Below are 25,003 nucleotides of genomic sequence, written 5' to 3' on the forward strand. Positions count from 1 at the left end.
GAGACAGCCGTCTCGGCATTTGATCGGGACGGTGGTGCTCTGGCACGATGCTGACGCGTTTCGTCACGTTTGCCAGGCCGGGACGGATGAACCCAACCGACATCACCATCGCGATCGAAGATGCCAGACAGGCTGATGTGGCCGACCTCATCGCGGAGGCCAATGCCTTTCTGCGGACGCTATACCCTGCTGAAAGCAATCATCCCGTCGATGCCCACGCGCTTTCGGTGCCCGGGGCCGCATTTTTTGCCGCCCGTCGTGACGGGACGCTGCTCGGGTCGATCGCCCTTCGGCTCATTGGTCCAGGACACGCCGAGATCAAGCGATTGTTCGTCCGCGAAACCGCCCGCGGCTGTGGGCTCGGACGCAGGCTCCTCATGACGTTGGAAGACGAGGCCCAAGGTCGCGGGCTTGGCCGCGTGAGCCTCGAAGTGGGCATCAGACAGCCGCAGGCGATCCAGCTCTATCGCAGCTCCGGCTATCAGGATTGCGGGCCGTTCGGGATCTACCGACTCGATCCGCTCAGCCTGTTCATGACCAAACGGCTGGTGGCTTGACCAGGCTGGCGCGAACGGTGCTTGGGTGTCCGGATGCATCGAACGTGCAGTCAGGGGGAGTGACGACAGGTCGGACAACAAAGTATCCCCGCGCGGCGGCGCCTCACCCCGGCCTCCTCCCTCGTCAGAACGAGGAGAGGGAGCCGACTGTCTATGCCGCGACTCATCGCCTATGATCCTGTCAGGAGCCACGGATTCCGACGCGTGAGAGCTCTCGGCTCCGCTAGTCCGGATGCGCCCTTGGCTTCGTCGATTGCAGCCGCAGCTCCCCCGTTGGATTTGCCACCCCCTTGTCGGCAGCAACCTTGCGCAGCACATCCGGCCGATCGGAAATGATGCCATCGACGCCGGTGTCGATCAGCCGCGCCATGTCCTCCGGCTTGTTCACGGTCCAGACCACGACCTGCAGCCCGAGCGCATGCGCTTCGGCGACCAACTCCGGCGTGACGTCGGCGAAATAGGGCGACCACACCTTGCCCCCGGCCGCTTTGATCGTGCGCGGCAGCGAGCCGCCGTGATCGGCAGGATTGAAGCCGGCGGTCCAGCGGGTGGCCGCGGTCAACGACACCGTCGGCGCCTTGCCCCGCTGCAGTGACAAATAGACGGTTGGAATCCGAGGTGCGCGTTGCTGTACCAACTGCAGGGTGCGCCAGTCGAACGACTGGATCATGACGCGATCCGCGAACTGCTCAGCATCGATCAGGCCGAGCAGCAGGCTGACGAACCGCGCCGGGTCAGGCGCTTCGTTGGGAAACGCCGGATCGAGCTTGGTCTCGATGTTGAGACGCACATGGTCGTCTCCCGAGCGCCTGACGAGATCGAACAGCTGCTTCAGGGTCGGAATGCGCGGCGGCACGTCGCCTGCGAGCGGCTGCTGCTCCGGAAACTGCCTGGCATAGTCGCTGCCGGGGCGAATCCGGCCGACATCGTAGGACTGCACCTCGGCCAGCGGCAGGTCGATCAGCAGCGGTCCGGGCGGCGCGACGTAGTTGCCGGAAGCGTCGCGGGCGAGATCGGGATTGAGCCGCCGCTCGTGCGAGACGACCAGCACGCCGTCGGCCGTGGCGCCGACATCGAGCTCCAGCGTATCGACGCCCAACGCGAGCGCTGCGGCGAAGGCCTGCAGCGTGTTCTCCGGATGCAGTGCCCGCCCGCCGCGATGAGCCTCGACGTCGAAGGCGGTCGCGGGACTCGCCAGGCCGGCCAGCAACAGGGCCGCACAGAGGGAGAGAGTTGGACGGTGCATGGCACCAGCCTACCATGACGGCGCGGATTGCCCATTCCCCTTGTTTCGGCTGGCCTTCTGAATTAGGCCTTTGCCACAGACCGGCGGATAACGCTGGCCACGGATGGATCGAGGGAGGCGATCCGCGCGCTGCACGCGTCGTGCCAGCATCCCTATCGACCCTCCTTTCGAGCTTTGTTTCCCGAGTTCAGGCGCGACGGACCCATGCCCATGACCGACCTTCCTGTCATCATCGCCGGCGGCGGCATCGGCGGCCTTGCGACCGCACTCACCCTGCAGCAGATCGGCGTGCCCTGCGTCGTCTACGAGAGCGTGCGCGAGATGCGGCCGCTCGGGGTCGGCATCAACCTGCAGCCCAATGCCGTGCGCGAGCTGTATGATCTGGGCATTGGCGCCGACGATCTCGATCAGGTCGGCGTGCCCGCGAAGGAATGGGCGCTGGTCGGGCTGAACGGCAACGACATCTATTCCGAGCCGCGCGGGCTGCTTGCCGGCTACAATTGGCCGCAATATGCGGTTCACCGCGGCAGGCTGCACATGCTGCTTTACAGCCGGCTGGTACAGCGGGCTGGCGCTGATTGCGTGCGGCTCGGCAGCCGCGTCAGCGGCTATGAGAAGCATGCGGACGGCTCCGTGACCGCACGCGTCGAGCATGCCGATGGGTCGCGCTCCGAGCGGCGCGGGCGGCTCCTGATCGGCGCCGACGGCATCCACTCGGCGGTGCGCGCGCAGATGCACCCGGCGCAGCCGCCGATCCATTGGGGCGGCGCGGTGATGTGGCGCGGCGTCACCTGGGCGAAGCCGATGCGCACCGGCTCGTCCTTCGTCGGGCTGGGTACTCACCGCCATCGCGTCGTGGTCTATCCGATCTCGCATCCCGACCCGAAGACGGGGCTGGCGCTGATCAACTGGATCGCGGAAGTGACGATGGACAACACCGAGGGCTGGAAGCAGACCGGCTGGTTCCGCCAGGTCCCGGTGCAGGAGTTTGCGCATCACTTCGCCGGCTGGACCTATGACTGGCTCGACGTGCCCGCGCTGATCGCCGGCGCCGATGGCGCCTATGAGAACCCTATGATCGACCGCGATCCGGTCTCGACCTGGGTCGATGGCCCGGTCGCGCTGATGGGCGACGCCGCGCATGCGATGTACCCGACCGGCTCCAATGGCGCGAGCCAGGCGATCGTCGACGCCCGCGTGCTCGGCACCTGCCTGCTGGCGCACGGCGTGACGCCGGCGGCGCTCGCCGCCTATGACGAGAAACTGTGCGGCCCGATTTCGGCTGTCATCCTGCGCAACCGCGGCGCCGGCCCGTTCGGCCTGCTCAATCTGGTCGACGAGCGCTGCGGCGGGACCTTCACCAATATTGACGAGGTCATCCCACCGGCCGAGCGCGACGCGTTCATGGCCGGCTACAAGAAGGCGGCAGGGTTTGCCATCGAGCAGCTCAATGCCGCGCCGCGGACCATTGCCGAGGGGGCGACGGTCGCGAGCCTGTCAACAACCTGAGATTTGCCTTCGCGGCGATCTGACCCCGTGCATATGAGCGAGTCACCTCCACAGCCGCGAGGCGTGATCGCAATGCTGCGACGACTGGGCCGACTGTCCCTCGCCCTCGCACTCCTGATGCACTCGGGGCACGCCGGCCTTGCCGCCGGCTGCCGCAACACAGCGGCAACGTCGCGGCTCGTGGGCCCGATGATCATGGCCGGCTTCTTCGGGACCAAGGCATCGGATGCCGGATTTCAGCAGATTCTGTCCGATCTCGAGGAGGGGCTGATCGGCGGTGTCGTGATCCTCGGCCGCAATGTCGGAACGTCAGATGATCTCGCCGCGATGATCGATCGACTCCGGTCCTGCAAATGCGCGGCTCCTCCGTTCATCGCCATCGACGATGAAGGCGGAACGGTCGAGCGGCTCGGATCGAATGTCGGCCTTGCGGAAACGCCGTCGGCCGCGGAGATCGCCCGCGGCTCCGTCCCGGCGGCGCGCCGCGCTTACGCGGCACTCGCCGAGAAGCTCGCGACGCTGCACATCAACATGAATCTCGCGCCGGTGGTCGATCTCAACACCAACCCGTCGAACCCGATCATCGGTCAGCGGCAACGCAGCTATGGCCGCGACGCCGACACGGTGGCGCGCTACGCGGCAGCCTTCATCCGGGCGCACCGAAGGCAGGGCATCCTGACGGTGCTCAAGCATTTCCCGGGGCATGGATCGTCCACCGCCGACAGCCACGCCGGCATCGCCGACGTCACGACCACCTGGTCATCGGCGGAGCTGAAGCCGTACAGGCGCCTGATTCGGCGGGGGATGGCCGAGGCGATCATGGTCGGCCATCTCGCCAATACCCGCCGCTGGGGCGGTGTCGCAACGCAGAATGGCGCGCACGCGATCGACCGTCTTCTGCGCCGCGAGCTCGGCTATGACGGCGTGGTCATGACGGATGACCTCGCCATGAAGGCCATTCTCGACGCCAAGCCGCCGGCCACCGCCGCCATCGATGCCGTCAAGGCAGGCGCCGATATCATCATGTTCACCAAGCTGAGCGACGAGGACCAGACGTCCGACGTCGGCCGCGAGATCAACAGCGCGTTGACAGCAGCCGCTTGCTCACGTGAGCTCCCGTTGGATCTGGTCAAACGGTCGTATGCCCGTGTTCGTGGACTAAAGGCGATGAGCATCCAGCGAGATCGAAGCGGGGGGAGTCATTAACTTGTGTCTAAGCGCCAGATTTTTGTTGATCTGCTTAGCGGTATGTGCGTGGTCGGCCGCTGTATGCTCAGTACATGCGCGGCCTATCGAGAGCGATGCTTGGAAACGCTGCCAATCGTCGGATGCCGACCAGCGGATATCCGGCTGCAGCGAAGTAGTCTCTCAAGGTAGACGTCCTAAGTCTCGGCTTGCCGACGCTTTGGACGGGCGCTGCTGGGCATACCACGTCAAGGGACTGTATGAACTGGCCGTTGCAGACTGCAGGGCAAGCATATCGCTTCGACCGAACTATTCGTACTCCTACAACAATCTGTCCTCGGCTTTCCTGGGATTGAAGAATTTTGGGGAAGCTGCCAACGCCGCGAGGAAGGCTATCGAGCTAAAGCCTCGGTTCTTTTGGTCCCATCTAAATCTGGCCCGATCACTCGCTGGGCTCGGTGAGCTCGATCGAGCCAGAGCGGAATACCAAATAGCTCTCGCTATTGAACCGAGCAGCTCAGAAGCCACCGAAGAGCTGAGAATTCTTTCAGCTCAGACAGCAGAAAAGTTAAATCAACCTTCTTCTTCTGAAACCTCTACGAGGCCTTCCGGTGGCGCCTCTCTACCTATTTGGTCTAAACCCAGCCGTCGGGTTGCCCTCGTGATCGGCAACTCGAAATACAGTTCCGTTCCGGAGCTTCCAAATCCTGTGAGAGACACGGACCTCATTTCACAAACGCTGAAGTCTATCGGGTTTGACGAGGTAATCGCAGGAAAGAACCTGTCGCGCGATGCTTTACACAAGTTGTTGTTGGAGTTCTCGAAGAAGTCTTCGGAGGCCGACTGGTCGGTCATCTACTACTCGGGACATGGCATCGAAGTGGGTGGCGCCGACTACATGATCCCCGTCGACGCTCACCTCGAATCTGACAGAGATGTAGATTTTGAGACCGTTCCACTCTCCTTGGCAATCTCTGCTGCGGACGGTGCAAGGAAGCTGCGCATGGTGATCATGGATGCCTGTCGCAGCAATCCGTTTCTGAGTCAGATGAAACGGACCATCGCCACCCGCTCGTTAGGGCGCGGCTTGGCTGCCGTCGAGCCGGAGCCGGGATCGCTAGTTATATTTTCGGCAAAGCACGGAGAGACTGCCCTCGACGGAGATGGCTCCAACAGCCCGTTTGCGATAGCGCTCGCAAGCCGGCTGAAAGTCGCCGGTCTTGAGGTCCGTCGCTTGTTTGATCTCGTGCGAGACGATGTGCTCCTAGCGACCAATCGCCGGCAACAGCCGTTCTCTTATGGCTCGCTCTCAGGTAACGAAGACTATTTCTTTGTTGCCAAATGAACTGACTGAATCAAGGGCAGTTTCGGAACTCGACGGCTCTTAAATCTAGCTCGATCGGCGGAGCGACATTCGGGTCTTTCCACCCATCCGTCGCTTCGCTCCTTTCACGCGAGCACGTCGAATGTTACTGCCCGGCCCGCGCTTACGCGTACCTGCCGTGGCAGTGCTTGTACTTCTTGCCGGAGCCGCAGGGGCAGTCCTCGTTGCGGCCGATCTTGCCCCAGGTGGTGGGGTCGTTGGGGTTGCGCGCTTCGGCCGGGACCGGGGCGGCGCCCGAAGAGGGCACGAGTGACACGTTGGCGAAGGCCATCTCGTCCTCGCCGGTGCTGGGATCGGCGTGGTGCGCCTGCATCGGCGGCAGCACCGGCTGCTGCTCCTCCGGTGGCACGATCTCGACCCGCATCAGCTGCGCGGTGACGGCCTCGCGCAGATGCGCGATCATCGCCTCGAACAGCGTGAAGGCTTCCGACTTGTACTCCTGCAGCGGATCGCGCTGGCCGTAGCCGCGCAGGCCGATGACCTGGCGCAGATGGTCGAGCATCACCAGGTGCTCGCGCCAGAGGTGGTCGAGCGTCTGCAGCAGGATGGTCTTCTCGACGTAGCGCATCACGTCGGGGCCCCATTGCGCGACCTTGGCGGCCATGCGCTCGTCGGCGTGGGTCTCGATGCGCTTGAGCAGCTCCTCGTCGGCGATGCCCTCTTCCTTCGCCCATTCGTCGACCGGCAGGTCGATGTCGAGCACGCGCTTCAGCTCTTCTTTCAGGCCGGCAACGTCCCACTGCTCGGCATAGGCGTGCTCGGGAACGTGCTTGGCGACGAGATCGTCGATGAAGGCGTGACGCATGTCGGTGATCGTCTCGACCACGCTCTCGTCCTGCATCAGCTCGACGCGCTGGTCGAAGATCACCTTGCGCTGGTCGTTCTGGACGTTGTCGAACTTCAGCAGGTTCTTGCGGATGTCGAAGTTGCGCGCCTCGACCTTCTGCTGCGCCTTCTCCAGCGCCTTGTTGATCCAGGGATGGATGATGGCCTCGCCTTCCTTCAGGCCGAGCCGGGTCAGCATGCTGTCCAAACGGTCGGAGCCGAAGATGCGCATCAGGTCGTCTTCCAGCGACAGGAAGAATTTCGACCGGCCGGGGTCGCCCTGACGGCCGGAGCGGCCGCGCAACTGGTTGTCGATGCGGCGGGATTCGTGGCGCTCGGAGCCGATGATGTAGAGGCCGCCCGGCTTGGTCACGGTCTTCGCCGCCTTCGAGCCCTTGGCGGGCTCGATCTCGACCGTCTCCTCGGCCTTCAGCACGATCTCGCGGAAGCGGGCGATGTCGGCCTTGATCTGTTCGATCTTGGCGGCCTTCTCGGCCTCGTCGGTGATCCCGGCGGTCTCCTGCTGCAGGCGCATCTCGAGCGAGCCGCCGAGCTTGATGTCGGTGCCGCGGCCGGCCATGTTGGTCGCGATCGTGATCGCACCGGGCACGCCGGCTTCGGCCACGATATAGGCTTCCTGCTCGTGGAAGCGCGCATTCAGCACCGCGAACAGTTTCGCAGGCTTGCCGGCGCGAGCCGCCGCATAGAGCTTGTCGAGCGCGCGCTCGCTGCCGAAATCGATCTGCTTGTAGCCGTGCTGCTTGAGATAGGCGGCCAGCACCTCGGACTTCTCGATCGAGGCGGTGCCGACCAGCACCGGCTGCAGGCGCGAATTCGCCCGCTCGATCTCGGCCAGGATGGCGGCGTATTTCTCCTGCTGGGTGCGATAGACCTCGTCGTCCTCGTCGAGACGCGCGACCGGCAGGTTGGTCGGGATCTCCAGCACCTCGAGCTTGTAGATGTCGAACAGCTCGTCGGCCTCGGTGGCCGCCGTGCCGGTCATGCCGGCGAGCTTCTCGTACATCCGGAAGTAGTTCTGGAAGGTGATCGAGGCCAGCGTCTGGTTCTCGGGCTGCACCGGCTGGTGCTCCTTGGCCTCGAGCGCCTGGTGCAGGCCTTCCGAATAGCGCCGGCCCGGCATCATGCGGCCGGTGAATTCGTCGATGATCACGACCTCGCCGTCGCGGACGATGTAGTCCTTGTCGCGGGTGAACAGCGTGTGCGCGCGCAGCGCCTGGTTGATGTGGTGCACGACGGAGACGTTCTCGACGTCGTAGAGCGACTCGCCCTTGAGTTGGCCGGCATCGCGCAGCAGGGTCTCGATCTTCTCCATGCCGGCTTCGGTGAGCGTCACCGTGCGCTGCTTCTCGTCGACCTCGTAGTCGGTCTTGTCGAGCTTCGGCACGAAGGTGTCGATGGTGTTGTAGAACTCCGAGCGATCGTCGAGCGGGCCGGAGATGATCAGCGGCGTGCGCGCTTCATCGATGAGAATGGAGTCCACCTCGTCGACGATGGCGAAGAAGTGCCCGCGCTGGACCATGTCCTCCAGCCGGTACTTCATGTTGTCGCGCAGATAGTCGAAGCCGTATTCGTTGTTGGTGCCGTAGGTGATGTCGCAGGCATAGGCCGCCTTGCGCTCGGCATCGTCGAGGCCGTGCACGATCACACCTGTGGTCAGGCCGAGGAAGCCGTAGATCTGGCTCATCCAGCCGGCGTCGCGGCGGGCGAGGTAGTCGTTCACCGTCACGACGTGGACGCCCTTGCCGGCGAGCGCGTTGAGGTAGACCGCGAGGGTCGCCACCAGCGTCTTGCCTTCGCCGGTCTTCATCTCGGCGATGTCGCCCTCGTGCAGCACCATGCCGCCGATCAGCTGGACGTCGAAATGGCGCTGGCCGAGGGTGCGCTTGGAGGCCTCGCGGACGGTGGCGAAGGCCGGGACCAGGATGTCGTCGAGCGTCTTGCCGTCGGCGAGCTGCTTCTTGAACTCCTCAGTGCGCGCCTTGAGCTGCTCGTCGGTCAGCTTGGCGAGCTCCGGCTCCAGCGCATTGATGGCATTGACACGGGACTGGTAACCCTTGACGCGACGGTCGTTGGCGGAGCCGAATAGCTTACGGGCGAGCGCGCCGATCATTGCTGAAATCCTGCCTCTATGGGTCTGCGTTGCAGCCGTAACTCATGGTTTGGGTTTGCTGTTCCCGACGTGATGCACCGCAGCACCCGCGCCAGCCTCGACCTTCGGCGCCGGGCGGCGCCCGCCAGATGAGTGGGAGACAGGCAAACCAGGGTTCAACGGCCAAAAACGCAGCAAAATAAGCGCCATCGCCCTTGAAGCGACCGGGCAGAGATATGGCTGGGGGGGAACGTTGTCAACGGCGCCCGACAGCGGGGCCGTCGTTGCCAACCTGTCGCCGATTTCACGAAATTGACAGACTTTTCGCGTTGCCAAGGCACGGCGATTGGGCGAGTGTCCCGGCCGCCCTGAGGCCTCCCCCTCGAGCCCCCTCTTCTCAACAAGGATTTTCCATGACCACGTCGTTCCCGGTTACGAAAACCGGCCTGCGCCTCGGCCTTGCCACCGCTCTCGCCGGAAGTCTCGCGTTGTCCCTGCTTGCCGCGCCCGCACGCGCCGCCGACGATGCCAACCCGGTGCTGGCCAAGGTGAACGGCGCCGAGATCCGCAAGAGCGACGTGACGCTCGCCGAGGAGGAGCTCGGACAGAGCCTCGCGCAGATGGATCCGGCGACCAAGGACGAGAACGTGCTGTCGTTCCTGATCGACATGAAGCTGGTCGCCAAGGCGGCCGAGGACAAGAAGGTCGCCGACAGCGAGGAGTTCAAGAAGCGCCTCGCCTTCACCCGCAACCGGCTGCTGATGGACAGCCTGCTGGCCAGCGAGGGCAAGGCCGCGACCACGCCGGACGCGATGAAGAAGGTCTATGAGGAGGCCGCCAAGCAGATCGGTGGCGAGCAGGAGGTCCACGCCCGCCATATTCTGGTGGAGACCGAGGACGACGCCAAGGCCGTCAAGGCCGAGCTCGCCAAGGGCGCCGATTTCGCCGAACTCGCCAAGAAGAAGTCCAAGGATCCTGGCGCCTCGGACGGCGGCGACCTCGGCTTCTTTACCAAGGAGCAGATGGTGCCGGAATTCGCCAACGTCGCCTTCTCGCTCGAGCCGGGCAAGATCTCCGATCCGGTGAAGACCCAGTTCGGCTGGCACGTCATCAAGGTCGAGGAAAAGCGCAGCCGCAAGCCGCCGGAGTTCGACCAGGTCAAGGGCCAGATCGAGACCTACGTCACCCGCAAGGCCCAGGCCGACTACGTCGGCAAGCTGCGCGAGGCCGCCAAGATCGAGCGCCTGGACAAGCCGGCCGCCGACGCCGCCAAGCCGGCGGACGCGAAGCCGGCCGACGCGAAGCCGGCCGAGCCGGCGAAGAAGTAAGCGGCTCGGCTACTTGGCTTGAGACGGGACATGGTCGCGTCATAAATGGTGTCGTCCCGGCGAAAGCCGGGACCCATGCCGCGTGATGTTTGAAACAGGCACGCGGCCGATACCGGGGCTCCCAACTGGACCCTGTGGTTATGGATCCCGGCGTTCGCCGGGATGACAGCAGTGGGTGCAGTGACATCCACTCCCACAACGACGACCGAGATGATACAGAGCGCTTCCCGCTCATTCCTGCCGGAAGCCTCTCCGATGTCCTCAGCCGTCTCCCCGCTCGCCCCCACCGATGTCCCCGACATGCCCGCCGTTGCGGGCGTCAAGCTCGCGACTGCGGCGGCCGGCATCCGCTACAAGAACCGCACCGACGTGCTGCTGGCGCTGCTCGATCCCGGCACCACCGTGGCCGGCGTGTTCACCCTGTCGAAATGCCCGTCGGCGCCGGTCGAATGGTGCCGGGCCAAGCTGAAGGGCGGCAAGGCGCGCGCGCTGGTGGTCAACTCCGGCAACGCCAACGCCTTCACCGGCAAGACCGGCAAGCAGTCGACGGCCCTGACGGCGGCGATCGCCGCCAAGGCGGTCGGCTGCAAGCAGGACGAGATCTTCCTCGCCTCGACCGGCGTGATCGGCGAGCCGCTGGATGCGACCAAGTTCGACGGCGTGCTCGAAGGGTTGGCGGGCACCGCGGCCCCCGAGGACTGGATGGGCGCAGCGCGCGCCATCATGACCACCGACACCTTCCCCAAGGTCGCCACCGCCACCGTCAAGCTCGGAAAGGCCAAGGTGACGATCAACGGCATGGCCAAGGGCGCCGGCATGATCGCGCCCGACATGGCGACGATGTTGTCGTTCATCTTCACCGATGCGCCGATTTCGGCCCCCGCGCTGCAGGCCCTGCTCAAGGCCGGCGTCGAGGACACCTTCAACGCGGTGACGATCGACGGCGACACCTCGACATCCGACACGCTGCTCGCCTTCGCCACCGGGGCCGCCGCGGCGAAGGGCGCGCCGAAGATCAGCCGCGCCAGCGATCCGCGCGCGAAAGCGTTCGTGAAGGCGTTCAATGCCGTGCTGGCCGACCTCGCCGAGCAGGTCGCGCGCGACGGCGAGGGCGCCCGCAAGCTGGTCGAGATCATCGTCGAGGGCGCCAAGAGCAAGCCGTCGGCGCGCAGAATCGCGATGTCGATCGCCAACTCGCCGCTGGTCAAGACCGCGATCGCCGGCGAGGACGCCAATTGGGGCCGCGTCGTGATGGCCGTCGGCAAGGCCGGCGAGCCGGCCGACCGCGACAAGCTCTCGATCTCCTTCAACGGCATCCGCGTCGCATCGAAGGGCGCGCGCGATCCGTCCTATGACGAGACGGAAGTCTCCGAGGCGATGAAGGCGCAGAAGGTGCAGATCAAGGTGGCGCTCGGCCTCGGCAAGGGCCGCGACCGCGTGCTGACCTGCGACCTGACCAAGGAGTATGTCGCGATCAACGGCGACTACCGCTCGTAGCCGCCGGGATCAGAGCTGCTGGCTGACATGGACGGTGACCTCGACGCCCTTGGTCACCGGCCGATTGAGCATATCGGCCCCGTGCCGGACGTAGGCAAAGTGGTCTTCGCCGACGAAGCCCGGCTTCGAGACGTACACGATCTGCGCCCCCTGCACGGAGACCACGCCGTGGCTCGCAGCAGACAGCACGCGGACGCCGAAAATCGGTCCGCGCGAGTGCAGGACTGCGATGCTGCAGCGCTTGCCGGTTTTAGCGTACATGTGCCCTTGAGCCGTCTGGTTTTCCAGCGTCGAGAACGGCGGTACGATGCAATTGGCGGCCGAAGCCCCCGCCGAGAACGCCACAGTCAGCACACATGCCAGCGCAGCAGCCTTGATCACGCGAACCTCCCATCGGGTCGAGCACCCGATGGGATTTCACCTCAGGTCGTGACGGCGATCAACGCCATTTTTGATTGCAATCCGCGCCAACTCAACCCGCGATCCGTGCGTCGGCGACCGCCCTGTCGAACAATTTCTGCATCGCATCCGAGATGCCCTGGGTCGGCGACACCTCGAAATAGAACCCATCGGACGCGCACGCCTGCATGTTCTGCGCAATCTCGCTGTTCGGCGAGGGGCCGAACGGCCCCTTGTTGAACGGATCGATCCAGTTCATGTACCAGTTGTTCGTCGGCAGCTGCAGGTAGGTCGTGTAGAGCACGGCGATCTTGATGCCGCGGCTCTTCAGCGCCGTGCACAGCGCCGGATTGATCGGCGACTGGCAGCGGTTGCCGCCGGCCTTGGGCTTCAGGCACGCGGCATTGCTCTCGTCGGCGACGCCATCGGAGACGAAGAACAGGTATTTCAGCGGCGAACCCGACGTGCCGTCGCCCGGTGTCGCAATCTCGTTGTTGATCGCCGGCAACACGCTGGTGAACGGCGTATCCTTGTCTGCCGTATAGGAATCGTTGTTGCCATACACGCCCATCAGGTCGATGTTCCCGGCGGCACTCTTGGCGCTGGAGAGGCTCGACGAGAGCGAGAACAGCGACCGCAACCCGATCGTCTTCGACGCCGCACCGAAATCATAGATCGCCATGCGGAACTGGTTCGGATAGGTCTGGGTCTGCTGCGCCTTGTCCATCAGCTGCTGGGTGGCGCTGCGCAGCACGTCGATCCGGGTGGTGACGCCGATGCTCTTCGCGAGGTTATAGAAGTTGTTCGAATCGTTGTAGTCGTGGCAGGCAAAGGCGCAATAGCGGTTGCTGCCGTATCTTGCGTCCGATGTCGCATTGACCATCTTGGTCACGTCCGCCGGCGTCGCCGCCACGCCCATCGACGGCGAGTTGTCGAGCAGCAGGTAGAAGTCGATGTATTTCGGCATCGAGGCCTTGGCCGTCGACGAGCCCTGCAGGGTCATGGTCTTGAACCCGACGATGTTCATGAACATCATCGGCACGGTGGCCGTGAACGACACGGTGGCGCTCAGCACCGAGCCGGCCTTCTTCACCTCCGGCGTCAGGCTGGTCAGCGTATAGCCTGAGGTGCCCGACATGTTGCCGTTGAAGATCTTCGCCGCGTCGTCATTGCCGGCGGCGATCACGCCGTCCGAGGTCATCGTGCCTGCGGCGATGAAGGCCGGCGAGGTCCGGGACACCGCGCCGACCGAGGCGGCGTCGACCGCCGCCTGCAGTTTGGCGCGCATCTGGTTGGCGCGGCTGTAGTCGACGCCGCAGCCGACCGCGGTGATCAGCGGGACGCAGACGATCGCGAACGTCACCGCGACGTTGCCGCTGACGTCGCGCCGCAGGCGGCCGAGCAGGCTGGATAAAATTCGCATGAATGATGCCTAACAAACCATGAGGAGGCCATGGCGTTCACCCGTGAAAATACGCGGCCGGCCATTAAGGTTGGCTTATTTCGACCGTGGAAACCGGGCTCGAAACGGCCTAGGTTAAGATTCCCTCAACAGGCGCACTTGGTTCTCGTACCGGCGCATCCCTCTCAAACCGATCGGACCATGCCCGACCTGAAACTCACGCTCGTGGTCGCCTGCGCGCTCGTCGACGCCGACAATCGTGTGCTGCTGGCGCAGCGGCCGCCCGGCAAGACGCTCGCGGGACTCTGGGAGTTTCCCGGCGGCAAGCTCGAGCCCGGCGAGCGCCCCGAAGCCAGCCTGATCCGCGAGCTCGACGAGGAGCTCGGCATCATCGTGCGCGAGGCCTGTCTCGCGCCGCTGACGTTTGCCAGCCACGCCTATGAGACGTTCCATCTGTTGATGCCGCTCTACATCTGCCGGCGCTGGGAAGGCGTGGTCACCGCGCGCGAGGGACAGCAACTGGCCTGGGTGCGGCCGAACAAGCTGCGCGACTACCCGATGCCCCCGGCGGACATTCCGCTGCTGCCGCATCTGATCGATCTGTTGATGTGAGGCGCCGCGATAGCCTCACGCTCACTCGTCATGCGCGGGCTTGACCCGCCTGCGGGGCCGTAGCCCCTTCGGCGCGGCGAAGGCCCGCGCATCCATCTACATTTCGGACTCTTCGAGAGGGATGGATCGCCGGGTCAAGCCCGGCGATGACGAGCGGTTTTATTCCTCGCGCGGGCTCCGCTTCACTGCCGCCTCGAGGCTCGTCGTCGCCGAGCCCGGCTTCAGCGGCTTCTGCTGGCTCTCGTGCGGGGCCCAGCCGGAGATCCAGATGATGTCGAAGGTGGCGCGGATGCGGCTGTCGGGATCGGCGAAGCGCTCGGCATAGATCTCGGCCATGCGCAGCAGGGTGGCGCGGCGCGTCGGCGTGCGACGGCGCTCGACCAGGCTGTTGGTCGCGCCCATGCGGCGGAGATCCTGCATCAGGCCGAGCGCGCTGGCATAGCGGACCACGACGCGGTCGACGTCGGTGACGGGTAGCGCGAAGCCGGCACGCTGCAGCAGACCGCCGATGTCGCGCAGATCGGCGAACGGCGCGACACGCGGCGAGACGCCGCCCTCGCATTCGGCTTCGGCCGCCGCGAAGCTCTGCCGGAGCTCGGTCAGCGTATCGCCGCCGATCAGCGCCGCCAGCAGCAGACCATCGGGGCGCAAGGCCCGGCGAATCTGCACCAACAGTCCGGGCAGATCGTTGACGAATTGAAACGCCAGCGCCGACAGCGCGAGATCGAGCGATTGCGCGGCCAACGGCAGCCGCTCGTCCGCGGTGGCGGGCGCGGCGATATGCGCGAGCTGCGAGAGGCGTCCCGAAAGATACGGCTTCAAGCCGGCGGCCGGCGTCCAGACGTCGGCGGCCGCGGTGAAGGACCGGTTCACCGCGGCAAGGCGATCCGCGATATCTTCGGCGACGCGCTCCAGCAGGAAGGTCTCGGGCGCGCGCGCAGCCCGCCGCAGCCTGAGCGCGAGCAAGCTGCGATCGAACAGAACGGGAGCGGTGACGGGCTGAGTCATGGGGGCTGGTTACGCCGATCCTGGTGGCCGGGCAATGCACCGCTTGAGCCGCGTGGGTTGCGGCGCTAGCCTCAACACATGGGTGTGACGTTTGCTCCAATCAGCGTCGGACGACTTCGTGCAGCCGTGGGCGCGCTGCATGGCAGTCTCGCGCGCGTTGCGAAGCTCGCACTCGACGTCGCGCTTCCCACCCTGTGCATCTGCTGCCGCGAGCCGGTCGACGGCGAGGGCGTGTGTGCGGCCTGCTGGGGCAAATTGTCGTTCATCGAGCGGCCGTATTGCCCGAAGCTCGGCATCCCCTTCGTCTACGATCCGGGCCCCGAGCTGCTGTCGATGGAAGCCATCGCGGCGCCACCGGCCTATGCCCGCGCCCGCGCCGCCGTGCGCTATGACGAGGTCGCCCGCGCGCTGGTGCATCAGCTGAAATATCAGGACCGCACTGATCTGGCGCCGATCATGGGCCGCTGGATGGCGCGCGCCGGCCGCGAGCTGCTGGCCGAGGCCGACCTCGTGGTGCCCGTGCCGCTGCACTGGCGGCGCGGCTTCAGCCGCCGCTACAACCAGTCCGGCGCGCTGGCGCGGGTGATCGCCCGGTCCAGCGGCGTCCGACTGCACGGCGATGCGCTGCGCCGCGTGCGGGCAACCGAGCAGCAGGTCGGGCTGTCGCGCGCCCAGCGCACCAGCAATGTGCAGGGCGCATTCCAGGTATCTTCAGACCGCCTGCATGACGTGCAGGGGCGCCGCATCGTGATCGTCGACGACGTGCTGACCACCGGCGCGACGGTGGATGCCTGCGCCCGCGCTCTGCTGCGCGCCAAGGCGGCCGAGGTCAGCGTGCTGGTTTTCGCCCGGGTTGTCGATGCGCCCCGCGCTCCCATATAATCTATCGTTCTGAAACAGCTGAGCGCGACATGACCGCTGCGATCGAAATCTATACCCGTCCGGGGTGCGGCTACTGCACGGCCGCCAAATCGCTTCTGACCCGCAAGAACGTTGCCTTCACCGAGCATGACGCGGGCAAGGATCCGACGATTCGGCAGAAGATGTATGATCGTGTCGGCCCGGGCTCGACCTTTCCGCAGATCTTCATCGGCCACACCCATGTCGGCGGCTGCGACGACCTCTATGCGCTCGATCGCGAGGGCAGGCTCGACGCCATGCTGGCGGGAGACAAGGCGACATCATGAGCAACGACCGCAGCTTTACCGCCGCCATGGTGCAGATGCGCACCTCGCTCCTGCCCGAGCCGAGCCTCGAGCAGGGCATCAGGCTGATCCGGGAAGCGGTCGCGCAGGGCGCGGAGTACGTCCAGACGCCGGAAGTGAGCAACATGATGCAGCTCAACCGGACGGCGCTGTTCGAGCAGCTCAAGAGCGAGGCGGACGATCCCTCTCTCAAAGCCTATCAGGCGCTCGCCAAGGAGCTGGGCATCCATCTGCACATCGGATCGCTGGCGCTGCGCTTCTCGGCAGACAAGGCCGTGAACCGCTCGTTCCTGATCGGGCCCGAGGGCAACGTGCTGGCGAGCTACGACAAGATCCACATGTTCGACATCGACCTGCCGGGCGGTGAGAGCTATCGCGAGTCCGCCAACTATCAGCCGGGCGAGACGGCCGTGATCTCGGATCTGCCCTGGGGTCGTCTGGGGCTGACGATCTGCTACGACGTGCGCTTCCCGGCGCTGTATCGCGCGCTGGCCGAGAGCGGCGCCTCCTTCATCAGCGTGCCCTCCGCCTTCACCCGCAAGACCGGCGAGGCGCACTGGCACACGCTGCTGCGCGCCCGCGCCATCGAGACGGGATGCTTCGTGTTCGCCGCCGCCCAGTGCGGCCTGCACGAGAACAAGCGCGAGACCTTCGGCCACTCGCTGATCATCGATCCATGGGGCGAGATTCTCGCCGAGGGCGGCGTCGAGCCCGGCGTGATCATGGCGCGCATCGATCCGTCGCGGGTCGAGAGCGTGCGCCAGACCATTCCTTCGCTGCAGCACGGCCGCCGGTTCGGCATCGCCGACCCCAACGCGGGTCCGGACTATCTGCACCTGGTGCGGGGCTCGGCATGATCCGCTATGCGCTGCGCTGCGAGCGTGACCATACGTTCGAAAGCTGGTTCCAGAGCTCCTCGGCCTACGATTCGCAGGTGAAGCGCAAGCTGGTGGAATGCCCGACCTGCGGCTCGACCAAGGTCGAGAAGGCGATCATGGCGCCGCGCATCGTCAACAAGAAGGGCCGCGAGGCCGTGCCGGTACCGGCCTCACCGACGCCAGCGCAGGAAGTGATTCCGCCGGGATCGACCGCGCTGATGATGGCGCAGGAGCGCGAGCTGCGCGCCAAGCTCAAGGAGCTGCGCGACCACATCGTCAAGAACGCCGACGATGTCGGCGAACGATTCCCGACCGAAGCCCGCAAGATGCATTACGGCGAGACCGAGCACCGGCCGATCTATGGCGAGGCCTCGCTCGACGAGGCCCGCGAACTGATCGAGGAAGGCATCGAGGTCGCGCCGATCCCGGTGCTGCCGGACGACCGGAATTGAGCAATAGAGACGCCCTCTCCGTCATTGCGAGCGAAGCGAAGCAATCCAGCGCCGGGCAAAGATTCTGGATTGCTTCGCTTCGCTCGCAATGACGGTTGAAATACCTTGTCTCGAACTGCCTTCTTGGTCTGAGCGATAGCGATGTCCCCCCTCTCCTCCTCCTGGCAGCTCTGGGCTCTCCTCTCCGCGCTGTTTGCGGCCCTCACCGCCATCTTCGCCAAGGTTGGCGTCGAGGGGCTCAACTCCGACCTCGCTACGCTCATCCGCACGGCGATCGTGCTGGTGACGCTAGCGCTGATCCTGTTTTCGACAGGCCAGCTGACGAGCCCCGGCCCGATCTCGATGAAGAGCTGGGTCTTCCTCACACTGTCGGCGCTCGGCACCGGCGCCTCGTGGCTGTGCTACTTCCGCGCCCTGAAGCTCGGACCAGCGACGCTGGTCGCGCCGATCGACAAACTCAGCGTCGTGCTGGTCGCCTTGTTCGGCGTCGTGTTTCTCGGCGAACGACCGAGCCTGCAGGGCTGGATCGGCATCGCCCTGATCGCGACCGGCGCCGTGCTGATCGCGATCAAGGGCTGACTACACGGCGACCAGCAGCGCCACGCCGGCGACGATCAGCGTGATGCCGCCGATCTCGCGCAGCGAAACCGGCTGCTTGAACGAATAGTACGACACGCCCTGCGCGAACAGTACCTCGATCAGCGCGAGCGTGCGGACGTTGGCGGCCGCGGTCAGCGCGAACGCCAGGAACCAGAACTGCGACGCGAAGGCGCCGACGAAGCCGGCCATCATCGATGGCCGCCACAGCGACAGGATTCCGCGCAGGATGTCGGGCGCGCGCGCCAGCAGATAGACGGTGAGGAGCGCCGTCTGCACGAATAGGCCCCAGACCAGCGTGTACGACGCGGCGGTGACGAAGGACACGCCGTCGACGGTGATGATGGCGCCGCGGAAGCCGACGGCCGACAAGGCGAACGACGCCGCGGCAACCAGGCCGGTTACGGTCGGCCTCAACTCGGCAAAGCTTTTCTCACCGCCGGGCCTGAGCGCGGTGATGACGACGCCGATGGTGGCGATCAGGATCGCGATCATCTTTGGAAGCGAGAGCGGATCGCCGAGAAAGATGAAGCCGAAGATCGCGGTCTGGATCGCTTCGGTCTTCAGATAGGCCGTGGTGACGACGAAGGAGCGGTCGGTCATCGCCAATAGCATCAGCCCGGTGGCGATGATCTGGCTGAGCGCACCGAGCAGCAGCCACGGCCAGAACACCGCCGGCGGCCACGGCAGGTGGTCGCCGGTGGCCAGCAGCACCGCGGTCAGGAACACCAGCGAGAACGGAAAGCCGAACAGGAAGCGGATATTGGTCGCCCCCCAGGTGCCGAGCTTCGCCGTCAGCGACCGCTGCATCGCATTGCGCGCGACCTGGCCGGCGGCGGCAACCAACGTGAACGGAATCCAGAGCGAGGTGATGGGGAGCATGCGGCACAATGCAGTAGTGAGATTGGCACCGTGACGACCACGGGGCGCTGGGTCAACAGCGGTGAGGCGGTTCAGCCGCATGTCAGGATTGCAGCTCTCGCCGGAAGGGCCAGGACGGATTGCGTCTTGTGGTAAGCTCGCGCCACACATCCGGTGTCGTCCCTGCGAACGCAGGGACCCATAACCACCGGCTTCAATTGGGTTAGGCGATCCATCCACGCGATGGTGCGGCGATGTACTATGTCTATATTCTCGCCAGCGGCCGTCACGGTACGCTGTACATCGGTGTGACCAACTCGTTACGGACTCGGCTCGAGCAGCATCGCAAGGGCGAAGGCTCGGAGTTCGTGAAGAAGTACGGGGTGTTTCGGCTGGTCTACGTCGAAATCTACACTGTTGCTGCGGAAGCGATCACCCGCGAGAAGCAGCTCAAGCGCTGGAAGCGTGATTGGAAAATCGAACTGATCGAGCGCGACAATCTTGAATGGCGCGATCTCAGCGACCTGATCTCCTAGCGTGCCTCAAACCCCTCCCTGTGGTTATGGGTCCCTGCGTTCGCAGGGACGACACCGGTTATGGAGCGGCAGACGGGTCAAGCCGATGAATGGCCGCGCGCTAAACCATCTGCTCGGCGACCATCATGTAGTTCACGTCCATGTCGGTCGACAGGCTCCAGCGGTCGGCGAACGGGCTGTAGACCACGCCGCTCTGCTCGGTGATGACCAGGCGGTTGTCGAGCAGGTATTTGGTCAGCTCGTCCGGCGTGACGAACTTGCTCCACTCATGCGTGCCGCGCGGCAGCCAGCGCAGCACGTATTCGGCGCCGACGATGGCGAGCGCAAAGCTCTTCCAGTTGCGGTTGAGGGTCGAGACCACCATCATGCCGCCCGGCTTCAGCACCGCGGCACAGCGGCCGAGGAAGGCGCTGACGTCGGTGACGTGCTCGACGACCTCCATCGCCAGCACGATGTCGAAGCGCTCGCGCGGATCCATCTCCTCGATCGTGGTGCAGCGATAGTCGATCGACAGATGACCCTTCTCGGCATGCAGCCTGGCGGCGGCAATGTTGCTGGCCGAGGGGTCGACGCCGACGACCTGCGCGCCCAGCCGCGTGAACGGCTCGCACAGCAGTCCCGCGCCGCAGCCGATGTCGAGCATGCGCAGCCCCGACAGGCAGTTGAGGCTCTTGGCGTTGCGCTCGAATTTCCGGCAGGCGGCATCGCGGATATAGGTCAGGCGCAGCGGGTTGATCTTGTGCAGGGGCGCCATCTTGCCCTTGGGGTCCCACCACGTCTCGGACAGTTTCGAGAACTTCGCGATCTCGGCCGGATCGACGGTCGAGCCGGAGGGAACAGAAGTGCTGCGGGAATCCTGAGGCATTGTCATCGCTGAATACTCAATGATCGAAGCTGCGGCGCCGTACCGGGCTAACGCGCCGTGATGGCGTTCCGGAACGCCAGCGGCTCCGCGATGGTCGAAATGGTTTCCTTGCCCTCGCCCACACCCAAGATGGTGACATCGCCGTAATTGAGAACCCGTCCCATGATGGTCTGGTTGACGTCGACGCTCTCGACCTTGTCGAGAGCCATCTCGAAGGTACGGCGCTTGATGAAACCGGTTTTGTGCACGACACGGCGATTGGTGACGTCCGTCTCGGTGGTCAGGCGATGGAACCAGGCCCGGACCGTCCAATACAGGGCAACAATGGCGATGACGGCGGCGGTGGCCAGGCACAGCAGAACCAGATTGTCGTTCACGGTCATGCGGGAGAGGACGAGCAATCCAAACACGACGATCCAGGCCCCGATCGCCGGCAGGTAGAACATCCAATGTGCATTGGTCGAATACAGCACCTTCTCGCCGGGTTGCAGGATTTCGTCGATGTAACGCGCCATTCCAAAGCCTCTACCTGACCCTGTCACCACAAGGAACCGTCTTGCCCCCAGCCGCGGCGCTATGTATACGCGCGTTTCGGCTGGCGCGCCTCCGGTTTCGCGCCCAGCCGGTCAACTTATCCTCCTGATGGGAATGAGCGCGTCGTCATGGGTCGCCTCGTGCTGAAATTCGGCGGCACATCCGTCGCCAACATCGACCGCATCCGCAACGTCGCGCGCCACGTCAAGCGCGAGGTCGACGCCGGTCATGAGGTCGCCGTCGTGGTCTCGGCCATGTCCGGCAAGACCAACGAACTGGTCGCCTGGTGCACCGAGGCGTCGCCGATGCACGATGCGCGTGAATACGATGCCGTCGTGGCCTCGGGCGAGCAGGTCACGTCCGGCCTGCTGGCGATCGTGCTGCAGAGCATGGGCATCCAGGCCCGCTCGTGGCAGGGCTGGCAGATCCCGATCAAGACCAGCGATGCCCATGCCTCGGCGCGAATCGTCGATATCGACGGCTCCGAGCTGATCCAGCGCTTTCGCGACCGCAAGGAGGTCGCGGTCATCGCCGGCTTCCAGGGCATCAACGCCGAAACCGGGCGAATCACCACGCTCGGCCGCGGCGGCTCGGACACCTCGGCGGTGGCGATCGCGGCCGCCATCAAGGCCGACCGCTGCGACATCTATACCGACGTCGACGGCGTCTATACCACCGACCCCCGGGTGGTGCCGAAGGCCAAGCGGCTCGACAAGATCGCCTTCGAGGACATGCTGGAGCTGGCGTCGCAGGGCGCCAAGGTGCTGCAGGTCCGTTCGGTGGAACTGGGCATGGTGCACAACATGCCGATCTTCGTCCGCTCCTCATTCGACAAGCCCGAGGATATCGACCCGCACGCCAACCAGCCGCCGGGGACGCTGATCTGCAGCGAGGAACAAATCATGGAAAATCACGTCGTGACCGGCATCGCCTTCTCCAAGGACGAGGCCCAGATCTCGGTGCGCCAGATCGAGGACAAGCCGGGCGTCGCCGCCTCGATCTTCGGACCACTGGCGGATGCCAATATCAACGTCGACATGATCGTCCAGAACGTCTCCGAAGACGGCAAGACCACCGATCTCACCTTCACGGTGCCGGCCACCGATTACAATCGCGCGCGCGAGACCATCACCGCGGCCAAGGACAGGATCGGCTATCAGCGCCTGGATACCGCGACCGACGTCGCCAAGGTTTCGGTGATCGGATCGGGCATGCGCAGCCATGCCGGCGTCGCCGCCAAGGGATTTGCCGCGCTCGCCGCCCGCAACATCAACATTCGCGCGATCACGACCTCCGAGATCAAGTTCTCGGTGCTGATCGACGCCGCCTACACCGAGCTCGCCGTCCGCACGCTGCATACGCTCTACGGACTGGACCAGGCCTAGAAAATCCTCCTCCGCGACCACACCTGTCCCGTTCTGTGACAGCGGGACGGGCCGGAGATCGTTCGAAAGCCGTTGACGCCGCCCGCGGTGGCAGGCGTTTTGCTTGGCAAAACAAGCCCTAATTCGCTATACGCCATCGCAGGATGGCAGCCGCAAACTGTGCTCCAGTGAAGGTTGTTCTGGTTCGGGCCGGCACTCTGAGCGTGCGATAGTGCCGAATCGAGAAAGCTGTTCGATGCCGCGAGTTTAGCGCCAGATCCGGCCGCGTGCCGGGCTGGCCCCAGGAAGGGGGATTGTGCCACATGCGAAGCGCGTCGGGAGGCCCCCGCGTCCTGCTCAGACGGCTTCGCGAGACCATGGCGGAGCAGGTCTCGGCACAGGAGCGGCTCGACAAGATCGTGGTGCTGATCGCGGCCAACATGGTCGCGGAGGTCTGCTCGGTCTATGTGCTGCGCGTCGACAACACGCTGGAGCTCTACGCTACCGAAGGTCTGAACCGCGACGCCGTGCACATGACCGTGCTGAGCGCGCATGAAGGCCTCGTCGGCCTCGTCGCCAGCGAAGCGACGCCGCTCAACCTGAACGACGCGCAGAGCCATCCCGCCTTCTCGTATCGGCCGGAGACCGGCGAAGAGATCTACCACTCCTTCCTTGGCGTGCCGATCCTGCGCGCCGGCAACACGCTCGGCGTGCTGGTGGTGCAGAACCGCGCCAAGCGCACCTATGTCGAGGAAGAGGTCGAGGCGCTGCAGACCACCGCGATGGTGCTCGCCGAGATGATCGCCTCCGGCGAGCTCGCAGCGCTGGCGCAGCCCGGCGCCGAGCCGGCGGCGCGGCACTCGATCCACAAGACCGGCACGGTGCTGTCCGATGGCATCGCGCTCGGCCATGTCGTGCTGCACGAGCCGCGCGTCGTCATCAACAACTACATCGCCGAGGACCTGCCCAAGGAGATCAAGCGGCTCGACGCCGCGCTGCTCAAGCTGCGCGCCGACCTCGACCGCATGCTGGAGCGCGGCGACGTCGCCGATGGCGGCGAGCACCGCGAGGTGCTCGAAGCCTATCGCATGTTCGCCAACGACCAGGGCTGGTCGCACAAGCTGCACGAGGCGGTGGCGACCGGCCTCACGGCGGAAGCCGCCGTCGAGCGCGTGCAGTCGGACACCCGCGCCCGCATGCTGCGCTCGACCGATCCGTATCTGCGCGAGCGACTGCACGACCTCGAGGATCTCGGCTACCGGCTGCTACGTCAGCTCGTCGGCCAGGACCACGCGCCGCGGCGCGAGCACCTGCCGGACAACGCCATCCTGATCGCACGCGCGATGGGTCCGGCGGCGCTGCTCGACTACGACCGCAAGCGGCTGCGCGGCCTCGTGCTCGAGGAAGGCACCGCCAATTCGCATGTCGCGATCGTGGCGCGCGCACTGGGCATTCCCGCCGTCGGCGAGGTGCCGAACGCGCCGGGCATCGCCGATCCCGGCGACGCCATCATCGTCGATGGCACCTCAGGATCGATCTATGTGCGCCCGTCGTCGGAGATCGAATCCGCCTATGCCGAGCGGGTGCGCTTCCGCGCCCGCCGTCAGGCGCAATATGGCGAGCTGCGCAACAAGCCCTGCGTGACCAAGGACGGCCAGCCGGTCGAGCTGATGATCAATGCCGGCCTGGTCATCGACCTGCCGCATATCGAGGACACCGGCAGCGCCGGCATCGGCCTGTTCCGCACCGAGCTGCAATTCATGGTGTCCGCCAGCCTGCCGCGCTCGAGCGACCAGCTGGCGCTGTATCGCACGGTTCTCGACGCCGCGGGCCACAAGCCGGTCACGTTCCGCACCTTGGACATCGGCGGCGACAAGGCGCTGCCGTACATGGAGACCGTCATCGAGGAGAATCCGGCGCTCGGCTGGCGCGCGATCCGCCTCGGCCTCGACCGTCCGGGCCTGCTGCGCGGCCAGATCCGGGCGCTGCTGCGCGCCGGCGGCGGCCGCTCGCTGCGCATCATGTTCCCGATGATCTCGGAAGTCGCCGAGTTCGACACGGCGAAAGCGATCGTCGAGCGCGAGCTGACCTATCTGCGCCAGCACGGTCACACGCTGCCGGAGCGCGTCGACGTCGGCACCATGCTCGAGGTCCCGGCGCTGCTGTATCAGCTCGACGAGCTGCTTTCGAAGGTCGATTTCATCTCGGTCGGCTCGAACGACCTGTTCCAGTTCCTGTTCGCGGTCGATCGCGGCAATGCCAAGGTCTCCGAGCGCTTCGACACGCTGTCGACGCCGATCCTGCGGGCGTTGCAGCAGATCGTGCATAAGGCCAAGGCCGCCAAGCGGTCGGTGTCACTGTGCGGCGAGATGGCCTCCAAGCCGATCGGCGCATTGGCACTGATCGCGCTCGGCTACCGCTCGCTGTCGTTGTCGGCCACCGCGCACGGCCCTGTGAAGGCGATGATCCTCGAACTCGACGCCGGCAAGGCGGCGACGAAGATGGCCGAATGGCTGGCCGCGCCGGCCGGCAGCTTCTCGATGCGGCAGAAGCTGACCGAGTTCGCCGAGAGCGAAGGCCTCGCGCTGTAGCGGGTCTGTCGCGGCCTGCGCGTCTTCCGTTCGTATCGTTTGCTCCTAGAACAGATTG

Annotated in this window: 23 protein-coding genes; 15 read left to right on the forward strand and 8 right to left on the reverse strand. The window is 65.2% G+C overall.

Going from position 1 to position 25,003, the window contains the following annotated elements:
- Positions 1–47: 47 nt before the first annotated feature.
- Positions 48–557 carry a GNAT family N-acetyltransferase gene (locus QW863_RS16995; protein WP_315715210.1) on the forward strand — a complete coding sequence of 170 codons (510 nt, stop codon included), beginning with the start codon at positions 48–50 and terminating at the stop codon, positions 555–557.
- A 223-nt stretch (positions 558–780) separates the two neighbouring features.
- Here QW863_RS16995 and QW863_RS17000 read toward each other — a convergent pair whose 3' ends face one another.
- Positions 781–1,803 carry a glycerophosphodiester phosphodiesterase gene (locus QW863_RS17000; protein WP_315715209.1) on the reverse strand — a complete coding sequence of 341 codons (1,023 nt, stop codon included), beginning with the start codon at positions 1,801–1,803 and terminating at the stop codon, positions 781–783.
- Between the two features lie 210 nt (positions 1,804–2,013).
- Here QW863_RS17000 and QW863_RS17005 point away from each other — a divergent pair, with 210 nt between their 5' ends.
- The 3 genes from QW863_RS17005 (at position 2,014) to QW863_RS17015 (ending at position 5,842) form a co-directional block, all read left to right on the forward strand.
- A complete protein-coding gene (locus QW863_RS17005; protein WP_315715208.1) occupies positions 2,014–3,312 on the forward strand; it encodes a flavin-dependent oxidoreductase in 1,299 nt (432 codons plus the stop codon).
- 72 nt (positions 3,313–3,384) lie between these two features.
- Complete coding sequence (locus tag QW863_RS17010; protein ID WP_315715207.1) at positions 3,385–4,518, forward strand: glycoside hydrolase family 3 N-terminal domain-containing protein; 1,134 nt, start codon at positions 3,385–3,387, stop codon at positions 4,516–4,518.
- Between the two features lie 199 nt (positions 4,519–4,717).
- The gene (locus tag QW863_RS17015; RefSeq protein WP_316203125.1) at positions 4,718–5,842 is read left to right on the forward strand and encodes a caspase family protein; all 1,125 of its coding nucleotides are present in this window, start codon (positions 4,718–4,720) and stop codon (positions 5,840–5,842) included.
- 142 nt (positions 5,843–5,984) lie between these two features.
- On the opposite strand, the gene secA is transcribed toward QW863_RS17015, so the two are convergent.
- Positions 5,985–8,837: a preprotein translocase subunit SecA gene (gene secA / locus QW863_RS17020; RefSeq protein WP_315715205.1), complete on the reverse strand. Its 2,853-nt coding sequence runs from the start codon at positions 8,835–8,837 to the stop codon at positions 5,985–5,987.
- Between the two features lie 392 nt (positions 8,838–9,229).
- Here secA and QW863_RS17025 point away from each other — a divergent pair, with 392 nt between their 5' ends.
- Together QW863_RS17025 and argJ are read left to right on the forward strand one after the other, a co-directional pair.
- Complete coding sequence (locus tag QW863_RS17025; protein WP_315715204.1) at positions 9,230–10,144, forward strand: peptidylprolyl isomerase; 915 nt, start codon at positions 9,230–9,232, stop codon at positions 10,142–10,144.
- A gap of 255 nt (positions 10,145–10,399) precedes the next feature.
- Positions 10,400–11,641, forward strand: coding sequence for a bifunctional glutamate N-acetyltransferase/amino-acid acetyltransferase ArgJ (argJ, locus tag QW863_RS17030; RefSeq protein ID WP_315715203.1), 1,242 nt, complete (start codon positions 10,400–10,402; stop codon positions 11,639–11,641).
- A 9-nt stretch (positions 11,642–11,650) separates the two neighbouring features.
- Here the strand turns inward: argJ and QW863_RS17035 are convergent, their stop codons facing one another.
- Together QW863_RS17035 and QW863_RS17040 are read right to left on the reverse strand one after the other, a co-directional pair.
- Positions 11,651–12,022 carry a hypothetical protein gene (locus QW863_RS17035; RefSeq protein WP_315715202.1) on the reverse strand — a complete coding sequence of 124 codons (372 nt, stop codon included), beginning with the start codon at positions 12,020–12,022 and terminating at the stop codon, positions 11,651–11,653.
- Positions 12,023–12,113: 91 nt separating this feature from the next.
- Positions 12,114–13,463 carry a TadE/TadG family type IV pilus assembly protein gene (locus QW863_RS17040; RefSeq protein WP_315715201.1) on the reverse strand — a complete coding sequence of 450 codons (1,350 nt, stop codon included), beginning with the start codon at positions 13,461–13,463 and terminating at the stop codon, positions 12,114–12,116.
- A gap of 180 nt (positions 13,464–13,643) precedes the next feature.
- Between QW863_RS17040 and QW863_RS17045 the strand changes: the two genes are divergently transcribed.
- On the forward strand, positions 13,644–14,054 hold the full coding sequence (locus QW863_RS17045) for a (deoxy)nucleoside triphosphate pyrophosphohydrolase (RefSeq protein ID WP_315715200.1): 411 nt from the start codon (positions 13,644–13,646) through the stop codon (positions 14,052–14,054).
- Between the two features lie 159 nt (positions 14,055–14,213).
- On the opposite strand, the gene QW863_RS17050 is transcribed toward QW863_RS17045, so the two are convergent.
- Positions 14,214–15,062, reverse strand: coding sequence for a methyltransferase domain-containing protein (locus QW863_RS17050; protein WP_315715199.1), 849 nt, complete (start codon positions 15,060–15,062; stop codon positions 14,214–14,216).
- A 78-nt stretch (positions 15,063–15,140) separates the two neighbouring features.
- Between QW863_RS17050 and QW863_RS17055 the strand changes: the two genes are divergently transcribed.
- From QW863_RS17055 to QW863_RS17075, 5 genes are all read left to right on the forward strand, one after another.
- Positions 15,141–15,944, forward strand: a complete 804-nt coding sequence (locus tag QW863_RS17055) for a ComF family protein (protein WP_315715198.1) — start codon at positions 15,141–15,143, stop codon at positions 15,942–15,944.
- A gap of 29 nt (positions 15,945–15,973) precedes the next feature.
- Positions 15,974–16,249: a glutaredoxin 3 gene (gene grxC / locus QW863_RS17060; RefSeq protein WP_315715197.1), complete on the forward strand. Its 276-nt coding sequence runs from the start codon at positions 15,974–15,976 to the stop codon at positions 16,247–16,249.
- Positions 16,246–17,124, forward strand: coding sequence for a carbon-nitrogen hydrolase family protein (locus QW863_RS17065; protein WP_315715195.1), 879 nt, complete (start codon positions 16,246–16,248; stop codon positions 17,122–17,124). The genes grxC and QW863_RS17065 overlap by 4 nt, the downstream gene beginning before the upstream one ends.
- Positions 17,121–17,597 (forward strand): DUF1178 family protein, encoded by a 477-nt coding sequence (locus QW863_RS17070; protein WP_315715194.1) that lies wholly within the window; start codon positions 17,121–17,123, stop codon positions 17,595–17,597. Before QW863_RS17065 ends, QW863_RS17070 begins: the two co-directional genes overlap by 4 nt.
- Before the next feature lie 141 nt (positions 17,598–17,738).
- On the forward strand, positions 17,739–18,176 hold the full coding sequence (locus tag QW863_RS17075) for an EamA family transporter (RefSeq protein WP_315715193.1): 438 nt from the start codon (positions 17,739–17,741) through the stop codon (positions 18,174–18,176).
- Here the strand turns inward: QW863_RS17075 and QW863_RS17080 are convergent, their stop codons facing one another.
- Complete coding sequence (locus QW863_RS17080; protein ID WP_315715192.1) at positions 18,177–19,076, reverse strand: DMT family transporter; 900 nt, start codon at positions 19,074–19,076, stop codon at positions 18,177–18,179.
- A 233-nt stretch (positions 19,077–19,309) separates the two neighbouring features.
- On the opposite strand from QW863_RS17080, the gene QW863_RS17085 reads away from it, so the two are divergent.
- Entirely contained in the window at positions 19,310–19,591 is a 282-nt protein-coding gene (locus tag QW863_RS17085) for a GIY-YIG nuclease family protein (protein WP_315715191.1), read from the forward strand.
- A 100-nt stretch (positions 19,592–19,691) separates the two neighbouring features.
- On the opposite strand, the gene ubiG is transcribed toward QW863_RS17085, so the two are convergent.
- On the reverse strand, positions 19,692–20,456 hold the full coding sequence (gene ubiG / locus QW863_RS17090) for a bifunctional 2-polyprenyl-6-hydroxyphenol methylase/3-demethylubiquinol 3-O-methyltransferase UbiG (protein ID WP_409977941.1): 765 nt from the start codon (positions 20,454–20,456) through the stop codon (positions 19,692–19,694).
- Positions 20,457–20,503: 47 nt separating this feature from the next.
- Positions 20,504–20,971: a PH domain-containing protein gene (locus QW863_RS17095; RefSeq protein ID WP_315715189.1), complete on the reverse strand. Its 468-nt coding sequence runs from the start codon at positions 20,969–20,971 to the stop codon at positions 20,504–20,506.
- Positions 20,972–21,118: 147 nt separating this feature from the next.
- On the opposite strand from QW863_RS17095, the gene QW863_RS17100 reads away from it, so the two are divergent.
- A complete protein-coding gene (locus QW863_RS17100; protein ID WP_315715188.1) occupies positions 21,119–22,375 on the forward strand; it encodes an aspartate kinase in 1,257 nt (418 codons plus the stop codon).
- 302 nt (positions 22,376–22,677) lie between these two features.
- On the forward strand, positions 22,678–24,945 hold the full coding sequence (gene ptsP, locus QW863_RS17105; RefSeq protein WP_315715187.1) for a phosphoenolpyruvate--protein phosphotransferase: 2,268 nt from the start codon (positions 22,678–22,680) through the stop codon (positions 24,943–24,945).
- Positions 24,946–25,003: the final 58 nt, after the last annotated feature.

Source organism: Bradyrhizobium sp. SZCCHNR1017 (genome assembly GCF_032381375.1).
Taxonomy (GTDB): Bacteria; Pseudomonadota; Alphaproteobacteria; order Rhizobiales; family Xanthobacteraceae; genus Bradyrhizobium.